Raw genomic sequence first — 16,243 nt, 5'->3', positions numbered from 1 at the left:
CCGATGATCAAGCGCGTCCTGCTGCTCGTGGTCCTCGCGGTGCTGCTGCTGGCCGGCGCCGTGGCCGTGAACACCTGGCGGCAGGGCTCGCGCCAGCTGCAGGTGCCGCCCGCCGCGGTTCTCGCCGTCGACGACATGGTCGTGGCGGAGAAGCTCGCGGGGGCCCTGCGCTTCCAGACCGTCTCCAGCCTGACGGATCCCGAACTGAACGCGGCGGAGTTCCGCAAGCTGCACGCCTACCTGGAGCAGCGCTTCCCCAGGCTGCACGCCAGCCTGCAACGCGAAACCGTCGGCGGCCTGAGCCTGCTCTACACCTGGAAGGGCAGCGAACCGGCGGCCAAGCCGATCGCCCTCATGGCGCACCAGGACGTGGTGCCGATCGAGCCGGGCACCGAGACGAAGTGGCAGTCGCCGCCCTTCGGCGGCGTGATCAGGGACGGCTACGTCTGGGGCCGCGGTGCCTGGGACGACAAGGGCAACCTGGTCGCCCAGATGCAGGCGGTGGAGACCCTGCTGGAGGCGGGCTTCCAGCCGCGCCAGACCGTGTACCTGGTCGCCGGCGCCGACGAGGAGGTCAGCGGCCTGCGCGGGGCGCTGGCCATCGCGAAACTGCTCGAGTCCCGCGGCATCAAGCTGGACTTCGTCATCGACGAGGGCCTGTTCATCGCCGAAGGCATGATGCCCGGCGTCACGCAGCCCACCGCCCTGGTCGGCATCGCGGAGAAGGGCTACATCTCGGTCGTGCTCAAGGCCAGGGGGACGCCCGGCCACGCCTCGGCGCCGCCGCCTCCCGGGCAGACGGCGATCTCGAAGATGAGCGCGGCGCTGCGCCGGCTCGACGAGGAGCAACTGCCCGCGCGCCTGCAAGGCGTGGCACGCGAGATGTTCGAGACCCTGGCGCCGGAGATGTCGGGCTTCCAGCGGGTGGCCCTGTCCAACCTGTGGCTGTTCGGGCCGCTGGTGCAGCCGCAGCTGGAAAAGGCCGGCAGCACCAACGCGATGCTGCGCACCACCACGGCGCTGACCATCGTGCAGGCGGGCAACAAGGACAACGTGATCCCCGGCCAGGCCGAGGCCACCGTCAATTTCCGCATCATGCCGGGCGAAACGCGGCAGACCGTGCTGCAGCACGTGCGCGCCAAGGTCGGCCCCGACTTCGAGATCGGCGAGCTGCCCGGCGCCGTCGACCCCACCGGCGTCTCGCCGACCAGCGCGCCGTCCTACCAGGTGCTCAACCGCACGCTGCGCTCGCTGTTCCCCGACACGGTGGTGACGCCCGCGCTGTACGTGGCCGGTTCCGACTCGCACCATTTCACCGGCCTGACCGGCAACATCTACCGCTTTTCCCCCGTGCGCGTGAAGCCCGAGGACCTGCGCGCGCTGCACGGCACCAACGAGCGCCTGGCCGTGGCCAACCTCGGCGAGCTCGTGCGCTTCTACCACCAGCTGCTGCGCAACCTGAACGCGCCGGCCCCCTGACACGACCCCCTTCCTGAAAGGCAATCCACCATGACCAAGGCCGTCATCGTCTCCACCGCCCGCACGCCCCTCGCCAAGAGCTGGAAGGGCGCGTTCAACATGACGCACGGCGCCACGCTGGGCGGCCACGCCGTCAAGCACGCGCTGCAGCGCGCCGGTGTGTCCCCAGACGCGGTGGAGGACGTCATCATGGGCTGCGCCAACCCCGAAGGCGCCACCGGCGCCAACATCGCGCGCCAGATCGCGCTGATGGCCGACTGCCCTGTCACGGTCTCGGGCCTCACCGTCAACCGCTTCTGCTCCTCGGGCCTGCAGACCATCGCCCTGGCGTCGCAACGCATCGTGGCGGGCGAAGGCGACGTCTACGTCGCCGGCGGCGTCGAGAGCATCTCCTGCGTGCAGCAGGAAATGAACCAGCACATGCTGCGCGACCCGTCGCTGGACCGCAAGAAGCCGGAGATCTACTGGTCGATGCTGCAGACGGCGGAACAGGTCGCCAAGCGCTACGAGATCTCGCGCGACCGCATGGACGAATACGGCGCGGCCAGCCAGCAGAAGGCGGTCGCGGCGCAGCAGGCGGGCAAGTTCAAGGACGAGATCGCCCCGATCACGGTCAAGGCCGGCGTGGCCGACGCGGTGATGGGACTGATCACCAAGGAAGTCACCGTCTCCCAGGACGAGGGCCTGCGCCCCGGCACCACCAAGGAAAACATCTCCGGCATCCGGCCGGCGCTGCCCGGCGGCGTGATCACCGCCGGCAACGCCAGCCAGTTCTCCGACGGCGCCGGCGCCTGCGTCGTGGTGAGCGAGGAGTACGCCAGCCGCAACAACCTCAAGCCCCTGGGCCGCTTCCTCGGTTTCGCGGTGGCGGGCTGCGAGCCCGACGAGATGGGCATCGGCCCGGTGTTCGCCGTGCCCAAGGTGCTCAAGCGCCTGGGCCTGACGGTGAACGACATCGACCTGTGGGAACTCAACGAGGCCTTCGCGGTGCAGGTCCTGTACTGCCGCGACAAGCTGGGTATCCCCGCCGACCAGCTGAACGTCAACGGCGGCGCCATCGCCGTCGGCCACCCCTATGGCGTCTCCGGCCAGCGCCTGACCGGCCACGCCCTCATCGAAGGCAAGCGCCGTGGCGCCAAGAAGGTCGTGGTGACCATGTGCATCGGCGGCGGCATGGGCGCGGCGGGGGTGTTCGAGGTTCTCTGAAAGGCATTGACACCGCAGCGGCGCAAAGGCGCAGACGGCCACAGAGGACGCCACAGGAAGTTTCTCTGCGAGTCTTCGCGTCCTCCGCGCCGCTGCGTGAAGGTATTCGCATGTCCGCCCTCCGACCCACCCTCGATTTCCTGTTGTACGACTGGCTGCATGCCGATCGTCTGAACGAGCGCGACAGGTTTGCCGAGCACTCGCGGGAAACCTTCGATGCGGTGCTGGACACCTGCGAGCGCATCGCGCGCGAGAAGTACGCGCCCTTCAACCGGCTGGTGGACACCGAGGAGCCGCGCTTCGACGGGGAGAAGGTGATCCTGCCCCAGGCCACGCACGACGCCCACGATGCTTACGTGGGCTCCGGCATGCTCAGCGCCGCGCAGGATTACGAAGAGGGCGGCATGCAGCTGCCGTACACCGTCGAGGCCGCGGCGGGGACCTTCTTCGCGATGGCCTCGGTCAGCATAGGCGGCGGCCTGCTCACCAAGGGCAACGCCAACCTGCTGCTGGTGCACGGCACCGAGCTGCAGAAGGCCGTGTTCGCGCGCAACGAGTTCAGCGGCCGCTTCTCCGGCACCATGGCACTGTCGGAGCCGCAAGCAGGTTCCTCCTTGTCGGACGTCGCCACGCGCGCCACGCCCGACGGCCCCGATTTCGAGAGCGACCCCCTGGGCCCGCGCTACCGCCTCAAGGGCAACAAGATGTGGATTTCCGCCGGCGAACACGAGCTGGCGGAGAACATCGTGCACCTGGTGCTGGCGAAGATCCCCGGTCCGGACGGCAAGCTGGTGCCGGGCACGCGCGGCATCTCGCTGTTCATCGTGCCCAAGAAGATGGTGGACACCGAGGGCCGGCTCACCGGCGAGCGCAATGACGTGGCACTGGCGGGCCTGAACCACAAGCTGGGCTGGCGCGGCACGACCAACACGCTGCTCAATTTCGGCGAAGGCAAGTACCCGGTGCGGGGCGCTGCCGGCGCCGTCGGCTATCTCGTGGGCAAGCCGGGCGAAGGCCTGCGCTGCATGTTCCACATGATGAACGAGGCGCGCATCGGCATCGGCCTGGCGGCCACGGCGCTTGGACTCGCGGGCTTCTACGCATCGCTCGACTACGCGAAGAACCGCCCCCAGGGGCGCCCGGTCGGACCCGCGGGCAAGGACGCCGCGCAGCCGCAGGTGCGCATCATCGAGCACGCCGACATCAAGCGCATGCTGCTGGCGCAGAAGTCGTACTGCGAAGGCGCGCTGGCGCTGCTGCTGCAGTGCGCGCGCCTGGTCGACGAGCAGCACACCGGCACGCCCGAGGCCGCCGAGGAAGCACGGCTGCTGCTGGAGGTGCTGACGCCGGTGGCCAAGAGCTGGCCCAGCGAGTTCTGCCTGGAGGCCAACTCGCTGGCGATCCAGGTGCACGGCGGCTATGGCTACACGCGCGACTTCCCGGTGGAGCAGTACTGGCGCGACAACCGCCTGAACATGATCCACGAAGGCACCCACGGCATCCAGGCGGCCGACCTGCTGGGACGCAAGGTGGTCATGGAAGGCGGCAAAGGCCTGATGCTGCTGGCCGGCCGCATCAACGCCACCATCGAGCGGGCGATCCAGCAGCCGCACCTGGCCGACGAGGCCAACGCGCTCGGCCAGGCGCTGCAGAAGGTCGGCGCCGCCACCAAGGCCGCCTGGGCCACGGGCAACCCGGCCGACGCCCTCGCGAACGCGGTACCCTACATGCAGGCTTTCGGACACCTGGTGATCGCCTGGACCTGGCTGGACGTGGTGGCTTCGCTTCCCGTGCACCCCGCGGATGCGGCTGCAGAGGGCCGCCTGCGCGCGGCCCGCTACTTCTTCCGCTACGAGCTGCCCAGGATTGCCGCCTGGCTGCGCGTGGTGGAAACGCGCGACCCCACCTGCGCCACCATGCCCGAAGAGGCTTTCTGAACCCGGAGACCGCATGACCCGAACCATCCAGCAACTGTTCGACCTCAAGGGCAAGACCGCCCTCGTCACCGGCGGCTCGCGCGGCCTCGGCCTGCAGCTCGCGCACGCGCTCGGCGAGGCCGGCGCGCGCATCATGCTCAGCTCGCGCAAGGCCGAAGACCTGGAAGAGGCGACCGGCGACCTGCAGGCGGCCGGCATCGACGCGCGCTGGATCGCCGCGGACTGCGCGCGCGAGGACGACATCCGCAAGCTGGTCGACCAGACGCTGGAACGCATGGGCGCGATCGACATCCTGGTCAACAACGCGGGGGCGGCCTGGGGCGCGCCGGCGGAGGACCACCCGGTCGAGGCCTGGGACAAGGTGATGAACCTCAACATCCGCGGCTACTTCCTGCTGGCGCAGCAGGTGGGCAAGCGCAGCATGATCCCGCGCCAGTCCGGCCGCATCATCAACATCGCTTCCATCGCGGGCCTGGGCGGCAACCCGGCGGAGATGAGCACGCTGGCCTACAACACCTCCAAGGGCGCGGTGATCACCTTCACGCAGGCCCTGGCCGGCGAATGGGGCAAGTACGGCATCAACGTCAATGCGATCTGCCCTGGCTTCTTCCCGAGCAAGATGACCAAGGGCCTGCTGGAGCGCCTGGGCGAGGACAAGCTCGCTGCCCACGCGCCGCTGCGCCGGCTGGGCGACGACGAGGACCTCAAGGGCACGGCGCTGCTGTTCGCCTCCGACGCCGGCAAGCACATCACCGGCCAGTGGCTCGCCGTGGATGGCGGCGTGTCCATGATCACCGGAGGCTGAACGCGTGGCGACTCCCAAGCTTTTCGGCGTCGAGATCCCCTTCGTCGACCACCTCGGCTTCGATCTGGTGGTCATGGAAGGCGGACGTTCGGAACTGAAGTACCTGCCGAAGCGCGAGCACCTGAACTCGTTCCTGGTCACCCACGGCGGCGCGATCATGACGCTGCTGGACGTGACCATGGCGACCGCGGCGCGCAGCGTGGACCCGCAGGTCGGCGTCGTCACCATCGAGATGAAGACCACCTTCATGCGGCCGTGCGAGGGGCTGCTGACCGGCAAGGGCCGGCTGATGCACCGCACGAAATCCATGGCCTTCACCGAAGGCACCGTCTTCGACGAGGCCGGCAACGCGTGCGCGCACGCCACCGGCACCTTCAAGTACGTCAAGCAGCCGGCGCCGGGCGCGCCGGCCAATACCATCTCCACCGACTGAGACAGGAGGCCACCATGCCGAAGAACAAGCAGATCCTGCTGGACAACCGCCCGCAAGGCGAAGCCGCGGCCAGCAACTTCAAGCTGGTCGAGGCGGACACGCCGGCGCTCAAGGACGGCGAGGTGCTGGTGCGCAACCATTTCCTCAGCCTCGATCCCTACATGCGCGGACGCATGAACGACGCCAAGAGCTATGCGGCGCCGCAGCCGCTGGGCCAGGTGATGCAGGGCGGCACCGTGGGCGAGGTGGTCGAGAGCCGCAGCCCGAAGTACGCCGTCGGCGACAAGGTGGTGGGCATGGGCGGCTGGCAGGAGTACGCCGTGGTCGCCGCCGACCAGCCGGGTGCGCTGCGCAAGGTGGACACCACGCACGTGCCGCTGTCCTATTACCTGGGCGCCGTGGGCATGCCGGGCGTGACGGCGTGGTATGGCCTCAACGGCATCCTCCAGCCCAAGGCCGGCCAGACGCTGGTGGTGAGCGCCGCCAGCGGCGCCGTGGGCAGCGCGTTCGGCGCGCTCGCCAAGGCCCGGGGCTGCCGCGCCGTCGGCATTGCCGGCGGTCCCGACAAGTGCCGCTACGTCACCGAGGAGCTGGGCTTCGACGCCTGCGTCGACTACCGGCCGCACCAGGACGCGCACTCGCTGTCGAAGGCCGTCAAGGAAGCGTGCCCGGCGGGCGTCGACGGCTACTTCGAGAACGTCGGCGGCATGGTGATGGACGCCGTGATGCTGCGCATGAACGCCTTCGGCCGCATCGCCCTGTGCGGGATGATCGCCGGCTACGACGGCAAGCCCATTCCGATGGCCTATCCGCAGCTGCTCCTGACCAACCGCCTGCTGGTGCAGGGCTTCATCGTCAGCGAGCACATGGAGGTCTGGCCGCAGGCCCTGCAGGAACTGGGATCGCTGGTGGCCTCCGGCAATCTGCGCCCGCGCGAGTCGGTGGCCCAAGGTCTGGCTGCCGCGCCCGATGCCTTCCTGGGCATGCTCAAAGGCAGGAACTTCGGCAAGCAGCTGGTCAAGCTGGTCTGAGCAGGCCTGGCCTGCGCCCGAGGTGCGCCATACTAGGCGCACCCCGCTGGGAGGTGCCATGCCCGAGCTCACGCACGAAGTCTTCAACCAGCCCGAGCCGCTGGTCGACACCAACCTGTTCGCCACGAACCGGCCGCTGCGCGACGCGCTGCGCTTGCATGCGCCCGACCTGGACACCGCCCCCTTGCAGGAGCTGGGCGCCCTCGTGGGCAGCGCCGCCATGCAGCAGCATGCGCGCCTTGCGAACACGCACACGCCGGAGCTGCGCACGCACGACCGCTTCGGCCGCCGCATCGACGAGGTCGAATTCCATCCCAGCTACCACGCGCTGATGTCGGCCGCGGTGGCAGCCGGCCTGCACGGCACGCCCTGGCTTTCTTCCCTCCCGGCCTCTTCGGGGCACGGCCCGGGCGGAGGCGCAGGGGGTGCGTCACCCCATGTCCTGCGCGCCGCCGGCTTCATGCTCTTCACCGAGCTGGAGCCCTCCATCCTGTGCCCCATCTCCATGACGTACGCGGTGACGCCCGCGCTGCGCGGCAACGCCGGCGTGTTCCGCGACTGGGCGCCGAAGCTCACCAGCCGCAGGTACGACCCGCGGCTGCTGCCCGTCAGCCAGAAGGCGGGCGTGACCATGGGCATGGGCATGACCGAGAAGCAGGGCGGCTCGGACGTGCGCGCCAACACGACGCGCGCGGAGCCGCGCGGCAACGACGACTGGGGTGCGCGCTACGCCGTGACCGGCCACAAGTGGTTCTTCTCGGCGCCCATGTGCGACGCCTTCCTGGTCCTGGCGCAGACGGGCTCGGGCCTGAGCTGCCTGTTCCTGCCGCGCGTGCTGCCGGACGGCAGCCGCAACGCGATCCGCATCCAGCGCCTGAAGGACAAGCTGGGCAACAAGGCCAATGCGAGCTCCGAGGTGGAGTTCCACGAGGCCACCGCCTGGCTGGTGGGCGAGGAGGGGCGCGGCGTGCCGCAGATCCTCGAAATGGGCACGATGACGCGGCTGGACTGCGCGTTGGGCACCAGCGGCCTGATGCGCCACGCGCTCTCGCTGGCGCTGAACCACACCGGACAGCGCATGGCCTTCGGCAAGCGCCTCCTCGAGCAGCCGCTGATGCGCAACGTGCTGGCGGACCTCGCGCTGGAAAGCGAAGCGGCCACCGCCCTGGCGCTGCGCCTGGCGCGCGCCTTCGACCGCCGCGGCGACGCCCACGAGGCCGCGATGGCGCGCCTGCTCACGCCCGTGGCCAAGTTCTGGATCTGCAAGCGCGGCAGCCACTTCGCCCAGGAGGCGATGGAGTGCCTGGGCGGCAACGGCTACGTGGAGGAGGGCGGGCAGGGCATCATGGCCCGCATCTACCGCGAGATGCCGCTCAACTCGATCTGGGAAGGCGCCGGCAACATCATGGCGCTGGACCTGCTGCGCGCGTTGCGCAAGGCCGACGCGGCCGCCGCGCTGGCGCAGGAGCTGGCGCCGGCCCGGGGCGCGCATGCCGCGCTGGACCGGCTGGCGGCCGGCCTGCCCGCGCGCGTGGAGGAAATGGCCACGGAAGTGGAAGCCCGCCGGCTGGCGCAGGACGTGGCGCTCGCCGTCCAGGCCGCGCTGCTGCACCAGTCGGCGCCCCCTTCGGTGTTCGCGGCCTTCTGCGCCTCGCGCCTGGGCGGCGACTGGGGCCAGGCCTTCGGCACCCTGTCGTCCCGCACCGATTTCGACACCATCCTGCAGCGCGCCATGCCGCACTGAGCACGAACGACATGAACGACCTGATCCTGCACCACTACGCCAGCTCGCCGTTCTCGGAGAAGATGCGCCTGATCCTGGGCTACAAGAAGCTGCCGTGGAAGTCGGTGCTCGTGCCGCCCATCCTGCCCAAGCCGGACGTGGTGGCGCTCACGGGCGGCTACCGCCGCACCCCGGTGCTGCAGGTCGGCGCCGACATCTATTGCGACACGGCCCTGATCTGCGACGTGCTGGAGCACGTGCGCCCCGAGCCCTCGCTGTATCCGCCGCACCTCAAGGGCGTGTGCCGCGTCTTCGCGCAGTGGGCCGACTCCAGCCTGTTCTGGGCGGCCATGGGCTACAACCTGCAGCCGCGCGGCGCCGCGCACGTGTTCGCCAAGGCGCCGCCGGAGACCGCCAAGGCCTTTTCCGAAGACCGCAAGGCGATGTCGGCCAACCTCGTGCGCCTGCGGCCCGGGGACGCGACTTCCGCCTACCGCTCCTACCTGCGCCGCATCGCCAACATGGTCGACGAGCACGACTTCCTGTTCGGCGTCGAGCCCTGCGTGGCGGATTTCGCCGCGTACCACGGCATCTGGTACACCCGCAACCAGGTCCCGGTGCTGGCCGACGTCCTCAATGCCACCCCTTCGGTGGGCGAGTGGGCCAACCGCATGGAAGCGATCGGCCATGGCGCGATGACCAGGCTCACCCCGGCCGATGCGATCGCCATCGCGCAGGCGGCGGAACCGGCGGCGGCCGGCGCCAACCTGCTGATCGACAGCGCCTTCCAGGACGACCACGGCATCGCGCTGGGCAGCCGCGTGAGCATCACGCCGGAGTCCTTCGGCACCGAGGCCACCGAGGGCGAACTGATCGCCGCCACGCGCACGCACTACAGCCTGCGGCGCGAAGACGCGCGCGCCGGCGTCGTGCACGTGCATTTCCCGCGCGTGGGCTACGTGCTGCGCGCGCTGGCCGCCACCTGAGGCCGCCATGGCCCGCGCGCTGGGCTTCTGCCTGTTCGACACGGCGATCGGCCCGTGCGGCATCGCATGGACGGACCGTGCGCTGGCGGCGGTGCAATTGCCGGAAGCCACCGCCGAAGGCACGAAGCGGCGCCTGCTGCGCGCCACCGGGGAGATCGCCGAAGGGCAGCCGCCGGCATTCGTGCGCGCGGCCATCGCGCGGATCGGGGCGGCGTTGCAAGGCGCACCGGACGACCTGGCCGATCTGCCGCTGGACATGGAAGCGGTGCCGCCTTTTCACCAGCGCGTGTACGCCGTCGCCCGCGCCATTGCGCCCGGGGAAATCCTCACCTACGGTGAAGTGGCGCGGCGCGTGGGCGAGCCCGGCGCCGCGCGCGCGGTGGGCCAGGCCCTGGGCCACAACCCCTTCGCGCCGGTGGTGCCCTGCCACCGCGTGCTCGCCGCGGGCGGCCGCCCGGGCGGCTTCTCCGCCGAGGGCGGGGCGCTCACCAAGCTGCGGCTGCTGGAGATCGAGCGGGCGCGCCTGGGCGGCGAACCGGGCCTGTTCGACTAGGCGCCCGCGCACTGCACGCTCACACCCTGCAGCGGCATGCCCGTGGCCGGGTCGTACACGACCAGGTTGACCTGCTGCGGGTGCCCCGGCTGCGCCGGCAAGGGCCGCAGCGTGAGGCGGTGCGTTCCTTGGTGCGTGCCGGCCGGCTCGAACTGGCGGACCACGAAGTCGTGCTGCAGGAATTCACCGGCGTTCTCGCCCGAGCGAACCCTGCTCGCATGGCCGTGCTCCGTGACCGTCCAATAAGCTGCCCAGCGCGCGCCTGGCAGCCGCGGCGTGACTTCCGCCACGGCTTGGCCTTCCTGGCGCTCCAGGCGGATCACCGCGCCGGCAGGCTCGCTGCCGGCCGGCACGACGCCGTAGTCGCGGGCGTCGCGGCCGTCGCGCACCAGCTGCGGCGTGTACACGTTGCGCATCCCCTCGCGCGCGGCGAGCTCGCGCTGCCGGTCGTTGTGCGCAGGGGACGCGAGGCGATCGATCCAGCCCAGGGAATCCCAATAGCTCACGTGGAAGCCCTGCACGACGACACGGCCGGCTGCCGCCGCCTCCTTGAGGCCCGACAGCCAGCGGTCCGCCGGCGGGCAGGAACTGCAGCCTTCGGAGGTGTACAGCTCGACGACAGGCGTGCGACTGGCGGGAGACTGCACGCGGCAGCCCGACGCAAAGCCCGCCTGGGCCTGGCAGGCGGCGACGAGGAGGAGGGCGGCGCGGGGCGGCATGGCGGCTTCCTGGACGGCACAAGGACCGTCCCAGGAGCCACCTTAGGCGCTCAGAACCATTTGCGCCAGCCGGACTCCGCGCGCTTGTCCGCCGCGGCAACCCGCTCTTCCTGGCGCAGGTCGCGCTCTTCGCGAATCTGCTGGTCACGCAGGCGTTCCTCGTCGCGCAGGCGCTGCTCGCGCAGCTGCGCGTCGCGCGCGGCGATGGCGGGATCCTGCACGGGCGGCACGACGTCGCTGCGCACCGGCGGCACCACGTCGTTGCGCACGGGCGGCATGGGCATGGCCGCGCGGCCGGCCAGGCGCTGCTCCATCTCGTTCAGGCGCGCCGAGAGCATGCGGTTCATCTGCTCCATCTGCGTCTGCACCTCGCGGCGGCTCTGCAGCATGGCCTTGTCGAACTCGCTGGTGGCGATCGCATCGCGCTCGCGCATTTCCTTCAGGTGCGTGTCCAGGTGCTGGCGCAGGTCGGTGAAGCGCGAAGCTTCCGCCTTGTCGGCCAGGTCGCGCTGGGCTTCCAGCGTCTTCTGGTGCGTGCGGTAGTCCAACAGCGACTGCGTGCGCATGGCGGCGGAAGCGGCCAGGAACAGGACGAGCGTGAGGCCCAGCATGGCCAGCAGGATCAGCCCGAGCGGGGCGTCCATCACCATCAGGCCGAAGGACAAGGGCGTGGGACGGACGATCTCCGACCAGTTCAGGGCGGCGAAGCCGGCGACCAGCAGGATCGCCACGACCAGCAGCGTGGTGCGTGTGCGCATGGGAATTTCTCCTTGGAGTGGTGCAGACGATTCTCTTCCGTGGACAGGGCGCAACTGTCAGCCGAGGCCTTGAAAGGCTGTGCGATGCGTGTGGCAAACTGACGCGCTTCGAGAGTGAATCCCGGCAGTTACATCGTGCAAAAAATCCTGCGGCAGATCGCTGCCGAACTCCGCGTCCGGGAGGACCAGGTCCGGACGGCCGTCGAACTCCTCGACGGTGGCGCCACCGTCCCCTTCATCGCCCGTTACCGCAAGGAAGCCACCGGCGGCCTGGACGACAACCACCTGCGCGAGCTGGAAGCGCGCCTGGCCTACCTGCGCGAGCTGGAGGAGCGGCGCGAGGCCGTGCTCAAGAGCATCGACGAGCAGGGCAAGCTGACGCCGGCGCTGCGCGCCGCCATCGATGCGGCGCCGACCAAGCAGGAACTGGAAGACCTGTACCTGCCTTACAAGCCCAGGCGCCGCACCAAGGGCCAGATCGCGCGGGAGGCCGGGCTCGAGCCGCTGGCCGAGCTGCTGTGGGCCGACCCCAAGCGCGACCCCGCCGCCGAAGCGCTGGTTTTCGTGAAGAAGGAAAAGGGCGAGGGCGGCGAGGACTTCACGACCGTGCCGGCGGTGCTGGACGGCGTGCGCGACCTGCTGTCCGAGCGCTGGGCCGAGGACGCCGTGCTGGTGCAGGCCCTGCGCGAGTGGCTGTGGACGGAAGGGCTGCTGAAATCCAAGCTGGCCGCGGGCAAGGACGAGAACAACCCGGACGTCGCCAAGTTCCGCGACTACTTCGACTACGACGAGCCCATCGGCCGCGTGCCTTCGCACCGCGCGCTGGCCGTGTTCCGCGGCCGGGCGCAGGACATCCTGGAGGTCAAGCTGGTGCTGCCGGTGGAGCCCGAGCCGGGCCAGCCCTCGCTGGCCGAAGGCAGGATCGCCCTGCACCTGGGATGGAGCCACCAGAAGCGCGCCGCCGACGACCTGCTGCGCAAGTGCGTGGCCTGGACCTGGCGCGTGAAGCTGTCGCTGTCGACCGAGCGCGACCTGTTCTCGCGCCTGCGCGAGGACGCCGAGAAGGTGGCCATCAAGGTGTTCGCCGAGAACCTGCGCGACCTGCTGCTGGCCGCACCGGCCGGTCCGCGCGTCGTGATGGGCCTGGACCCGGGCATCCGCACGGGCGTGAAGGTGGCCGTGGTGGACGCCACCGGCAAGCTGGTCGACACGTCCACCGTGTATCCGCACGAGCCGCGGCGTGACTGGGCCGGCGCCCTGCATACCCTGGCGCTGCTGTGCAAGAAGCACGGCGTGAACCTGATCGCCATCGGCAACGGCACGGCCAGCCGCGAGACGGACAAGCTCGCCGCCGACCTGGTCAAGGGGCTGGGCGAGGAGATCCAGCGCGTGGTGGTGAGCGAGGCGGGCGCCTCGGTCTACTCCGCCAGCGAATACGCCTCCCAGGAGATGCCCGACGTGGACGTCAGCCTGCGCGGCGCGGCCTCCATCGCGCGCCGCCTGCAGGACCCGCTGGCCGAACTGGTGAAGATCGAGCCCAAGTCCATCGGCGTGGGCCAGTACCAGCACGACGTGAACCAGAGCGAGCTGGCCCGCACGCTGGGTGCGGTGGTGGAGGACTGCGTCAACGCCGTGGGCGTGGACCTCAACACGGCCAGCGCGCCGCTGCTGTCGCGCGTCTCGGGTCTCTCGCCTTCGGTGGCCAAGGCCGTCGTGAGCTGGCGCGAGGCGAACGGCGCCTTCCGCAGCCGCCAGCAGTTGCTGCAGGTCAGCGGCCTGGGCCCCAAGACCTTCGAGCAGAGCGCGGGCTTCCTGCGCATCCGCGGCGGCGACAACCCGCTGGACATGACCGGGGTGCACCCGGAGACCTATCCGGTGGTCGAGAAGATCCTGGAAGCGGCGAAAAAGCCGGTGCAGGAGATCATGGGCCGTGCCGAGATGCTCAAGACGCTGAAGCCGGAGCTGTTCGCCAACGAGAAATTCGGCGTCATCACGGTCAGGGACATCCTGGGCGAGCTGGAAAAGCCCGGGCGCGACCCGCGTCCGGACTTCAAGGTGGCCCGCTTCAACGAGGGCGTGGACGACATCAAGGATCTGCAGCCCGGCATGGAGCTGGAAGGCACGGTGAGCAACGTCGCGGCCTTCGGCGCCTTCGTGGACCTGGGCGTGCACCAGGACGGCCTGGTGCACGTGAGCCAGCTGTCCCACAAATTCGTGAACGATGCCCGCGAGGTGGTGAAAACAGGCGACATCGTGAAGGTGAAAGTCCTGGAAGTGGACCCCGTGCGCAAGCGCATCAGCCTCACGATGAAGCTGGGCGCCCCGGTGGCGCGCCGCGACGGACTGCGGGAAAACCGCTTCGAAGGCGCCCAACGAGGCCAACGCGCAACAAACAACCCCCCCGTGGGCACCGCGATGCAGGGTGCTTTCGCCAAACTCCAGGGCTTGCGGAAATAGCCTGTAGGCAGCCCGGCCTTGCCGGGCCACAATAGTCCACATGTTCCACAGCTGCCTGGGCGGATGACGACCGAGTCCGCACCGATTCCGGTGCCGGCCAGCGTGCTGTTCCTGCGCATGCGGGGTTGGGGAGACGAGCTTCCGAGCGCGCAGTCGCGCCGTCGCACCGACCTGGCCGCCACCGTGCGTGCGGCCCTGGCGGTCTGGGCCGAGGACCGGCGGGTGGTGCTGGAGGCCCCCGACGGCCTGGCCGTGGTCGGCGAGGGCGATCCCGCGCTTGCCTTGCGCGCGGCCCGCCTGGCCGCGCAGCACACCAAGGACGAAGCTCTCGGCATCGGCCTCCACCACGGCCCGGTGCGCGCCACCGGCGAGTCGCTGGGCGAAGCCCGCGTGCAGGGCGACGGCGTCGACACGGCCGCGGCCTTGGCCGGCTTCGTCGGCGAGCACCCGGTGGTGGCCTCCCAGTCCTTCCGCGACGCCCTGGCGCAACACGCGCCACGCGAGGCGCAGATGCTGCGCGCCGCCGGCGACTTCGTCGACGAGCGCCTGCGCGCGCACGCGCTGTTCGTGTTCGACCCGCTGCCGGCACGGCGGCGCGCGGTGCGCCGCAGCATCGTCGGCAGCCTGGGCGTCGCCTTGCTGTTGACGGCGGGTCTGGCGGGTCGGCAGGTGCGCGAGTACTACGAGGAGCAGCACCGCCCCGCGCTGCTGGTCCTGGACATCAAGCCCGCCGGCGAAGTGTTCGTCGACGGCGAAGCACGCGGCAACGCGCCGCCCCTGGTGCGCATCTCCCTGGAGCCGGGGGCGCACGTGATCGAGGTGCGCAACGGCAAGTCGGCTCCGATGAAGGCGGAGGTGCAGCTCAAGCCCGGCGAGCTCATGGAGCTGAAGCACGTGTTCCCCCCGCCGCCGCCGCCGCCGCCGCGCAAGGCCAGGGCGGTGCCGCCGCAGCGCCAGCCCAGCCCAGGCGAGAAGCTGGACCGCATGATCGACAAGTACAAGTGGTGGTGACGCCTTGCCCGTGAGCCCGCCCCCCTTCACCCACCTCGGCCGCTACCGCGTCGTGCGCGAGCTCGGACGCGGCGCGATGGGCGTGGTCTACCTGGCCGAAGACGAGTCGCTGCAGCGCCAGGTCGCCGTCAAGACCCTCCTGCTGCCCGAGGAGGGCAACTCCGCCGAGCGCCGCAACCTCGAGGCCCGCTTCATCCAGGAGGCCAAGGCCGCGGGCGGCCTGAACCACCCGGGCATCATCACCATCCACGACCTCGGCCGCGAGGGCGACTGGCTGTACATCGCCATGGAGGTGCTGGAAGGCACCGAACTCAAGGACCGCATGCAGGCGGGCCCCATGCCGCTGGACGAGGCGCTGGACATCGCGGCGCAGGTCGCATCGGCGCTGGCGGCGGCGCATGCGCGCGGCGTGGTCCACCGCGACGTGAAGCCGGGCAACATCATGCTGCTGCCGGAACTGCACGCGAAGATCATGGACTTCGGCATCGCCCGCATGAAGTCCTCGGACCTGCGCACGCAGAGCGGCACGATGATGGGCTCGCCCAAGTACATGTCGCCCGAGCAGGTGGGCGGCCATCCGGTGGACCACCGCAGCGACGTGTTCTCGCTGGGCGTGCTGCTGTACGAGATGCTGGCGGGCCAGCCTGCCTTCGGCGCCGAGAACCTGGGCGCGCTGCTGAACGCCATCATGCGCTCGGCGCCGCCGCCCCTGGCCGAGTTGCGCCCCGACGTGCCCCCGTCCGTGGAGATGGTGATCGCGCGGGCGATGCAGAAGAACCCGAACGAGCGCTACCAGGACGCGAACGAAATGGCCCGCGACCTCGCGCAGTGCCGTGCGGTCGCCGGCCGCGGCCGCGCCGCCGCCGGGTCCTCCTGGCAGTCCTCGTCGGATCCGTATGCGTCGACGCTGGCCTCCGACAGCACGCAGCTGATCGACCGGCCCCCGGAAGGGCTGGCCGTGTCGCCGCTGTTCGATTCCGGCCAGGGGCTGCAGCGGCTGCTGCGCAATGAGCACGAACCGCTGCCGCACAAGCAGCCCCGGCTGCGCGTGGGCTGGCTGGCCTGGGCGGCGGCCTACCTGCTCGCGGGCATGGGCGCGATCGCCATCGCGCTGGGCTGAGCCCGTCCCGTCCGCTCCGTAGAAT

14 protein-coding genes are annotated in these 16,243 nt (G+C 70.3%); 12 read left to right on the top strand and 2 right to left on the bottom strand.

All coding sequences use genetic code 11. The features are described 5' to 3' along the window. Positions 1 to 3 precede the first annotated feature (3 nt). From AC3EGR_RS04620 to AC3EGR_RS04580, 9 genes are all read left to right on the top strand, one after another. Complete coding sequence (locus AC3EGR_RS04620; protein WP_488545266.1) at positions 4 to 1,479, top strand: M20 family peptidase; 1,476 nt, start codon at positions 4 to 6, stop codon at positions 1,477 to 1,479. Between the two features lie 30 nt (positions 1,480 to 1,509). Continuing rightward, on the top strand, positions 1,510 to 2,685 hold the full coding sequence (locus tag AC3EGR_RS04615; RefSeq protein WP_488545265.1) for an acetyl-CoA C-acyltransferase: 1,176 nt from the start codon (positions 1,510 to 1,512) through the stop codon (positions 2,683 to 2,685). A gap of 110 nt (positions 2,686 to 2,795) precedes the next feature. Continuing rightward, complete coding sequence (locus tag AC3EGR_RS04610; protein ID WP_488545264.1) at positions 2,796 to 4,622, top strand: acyl-CoA dehydrogenase; 1,827 nt, start codon at positions 2,796 to 2,798, stop codon at positions 4,620 to 4,622. Between the two features lie 13 nt (positions 4,623 to 4,635). Continuing rightward, a complete protein-coding gene (locus tag AC3EGR_RS04605) occupies positions 4,636 to 5,427 on the top strand; it encodes an SDR family oxidoreductase (protein ID WP_488545263.1) in 792 nt (263 codons plus the stop codon). Positions 5,428 to 5,431: 4 nt separating this feature from the next. After that, positions 5,432 to 5,860, top strand: coding sequence for a PaaI family thioesterase (locus tag AC3EGR_RS04600; RefSeq protein WP_488545262.1), 429 nt, complete (start codon positions 5,432 to 5,434; stop codon positions 5,858 to 5,860). Positions 5,861 to 5,874: 14 nt separating this feature from the next. Continuing rightward, a complete protein-coding gene (locus AC3EGR_RS04595; protein ID WP_488545261.1) occupies positions 5,875 to 6,891 on the top strand; it encodes an NADP-dependent oxidoreductase in 1,017 nt (338 codons plus the stop codon). 58 nt (positions 6,892 to 6,949) lie between these two features. After that, positions 6,950 to 8,635, top strand: coding sequence for an isovaleryl-CoA dehydrogenase (locus tag AC3EGR_RS04590; RefSeq protein ID WP_488545260.1), 1,686 nt, complete (start codon positions 6,950 to 6,952; stop codon positions 8,633 to 8,635). An 11-nt stretch (positions 8,636 to 8,646) separates the two neighbouring features. Beyond that, entirely contained in the window at positions 8,647 to 9,600 is a 954-nt protein-coding gene (locus AC3EGR_RS04585) for a glutathione S-transferase family protein (RefSeq protein WP_488545259.1), read from the top strand. 7 nt (positions 9,601 to 9,607) lie between these two features. Beyond that, a complete protein-coding gene (locus tag AC3EGR_RS04580; protein ID WP_488545258.1) occupies positions 9,608 to 10,153 on the top strand; it encodes a methylated-DNA--[protein]-cysteine S-methyltransferase in 546 nt (181 codons plus the stop codon). On the opposite strand, the gene AC3EGR_RS04575 is transcribed toward AC3EGR_RS04580, so the two are convergent. Then, positions 10,150 to 10,872 (bottom strand): DUF1223 domain-containing protein, encoded by a 723-nt coding sequence (locus AC3EGR_RS04575; protein WP_488545257.1) that lies wholly within the window; start codon positions 10,870 to 10,872, stop codon positions 10,150 to 10,152. The two genes, AC3EGR_RS04580 and AC3EGR_RS04575, sit on opposite strands and share 4 nt — an antisense overlap. A 50-nt stretch (positions 10,873 to 10,922) precedes the next feature. Continuing rightward, a complete protein-coding gene (locus AC3EGR_RS04570; RefSeq protein ID WP_488545256.1) occupies positions 10,923 to 11,630 on the bottom strand; it encodes a hypothetical protein in 708 nt (235 codons plus the stop codon). A 135-nt stretch (positions 11,631 to 11,765) separates the two neighbouring features. Here AC3EGR_RS04570 and AC3EGR_RS04565 point away from each other — a divergent pair, with 135 nt between their 5' ends. The 3 genes from AC3EGR_RS04565 to AC3EGR_RS04555 all read left to right on the top strand — a co-directional run bounded on the left by AC3EGR_RS04565 (position 11,766) and on the right by AC3EGR_RS04555 (position 16,218). Beyond that, positions 11,766 to 14,087 carry a Tex family protein gene (locus AC3EGR_RS04565; protein WP_488545331.1) on the top strand — a complete coding sequence of 774 codons (2,322 nt, stop codon included), beginning with the start codon at positions 11,766 to 11,768 and terminating at the stop codon, positions 14,085 to 14,087. Between the two features lie 63 nt (positions 14,088 to 14,150). After that, complete coding sequence (locus AC3EGR_RS04560; protein WP_488545255.1) at positions 14,151 to 15,098, top strand: nucleotidyl cyclase domain-containing protein; 948 nt, start codon at positions 14,151 to 14,153, stop codon at positions 15,096 to 15,098. Between the two features lie 10 nt (positions 15,099 to 15,108). Continuing rightward, positions 15,109 to 16,218 carry a serine/threonine-protein kinase gene (locus tag AC3EGR_RS04555; protein ID WP_488545254.1) on the top strand — a complete coding sequence of 370 codons (1,110 nt, stop codon included), beginning with the start codon at positions 15,109 to 15,111 and terminating at the stop codon, positions 16,216 to 16,218. The last annotated feature ends 25 nt before the right edge of the window (positions 16,219 to 16,243 follow it).

This window comes from Ramlibacter sp. G4-7 (genome assembly GCF_057784995.1).
This window is presented reverse-complemented; position numbering and strand designations above follow the sequence as displayed.

Coding starts and splice junctions, on each gene's coding strand:
- AC3EGR_RS04620 (WP_488545266.1), top strand. CDS start 4: ATGATCAAGCGCGTCCTGCTGCTCGTGGTCCTCGCGGTGCTGCTGCTG.
- AC3EGR_RS04615 (WP_488545265.1), top strand. CDS start 1,510: ATGACCAAGGCCGTCATCGTCTCCACCGCCCGCACGCCCCTCGCCAAG.
- AC3EGR_RS04575 (WP_488545257.1), bottom strand. CDS start 10,872: ATGCCGCCCCGCGCCGCCCTCCTCCTCGTCGCCGCCTGCCAGGCCCAG.
- AC3EGR_RS04585 (WP_488545259.1), top strand. CDS start 8,647: ATGAACGACCTGATCCTGCACCACTACGCCAGCTCGCCGTTCTCGGAG.
- AC3EGR_RS04595 (WP_488545261.1), top strand. CDS start 5,875: ATGCCGAAGAACAAGCAGATCCTGCTGGACAACCGCCCGCAAGGCGAA.
- AC3EGR_RS04605 (WP_488545263.1), top strand. CDS start 4,636: ATGACCCGAACCATCCAGCAACTGTTCGACCTCAAGGGCAAGACCGCC.
- AC3EGR_RS04580 (WP_488545258.1), top strand. CDS start 9,608: ATGGCCCGCGCGCTGGGCTTCTGCCTGTTCGACACGGCGATCGGCCCG.
- AC3EGR_RS04610 (WP_488545264.1), top strand. CDS start 2,796: ATGTCCGCCCTCCGACCCACCCTCGATTTCCTGTTGTACGACTGGCTG.
- AC3EGR_RS04570 (WP_488545256.1), bottom strand. CDS start 11,630: ATGCGCACACGCACCACGCTGCTGGTCGTGGCGATCCTGCTGGTCGCC.
- AC3EGR_RS04590 (WP_488545260.1), top strand. CDS start 6,950: ATGCCCGAGCTCACGCACGAAGTCTTCAACCAGCCCGAGCCGCTGGTC.
- AC3EGR_RS04560 (WP_488545255.1), top strand. CDS start 14,151: ATGACGACCGAGTCCGCACCGATTCCGGTGCCGGCCAGCGTGCTGTTC.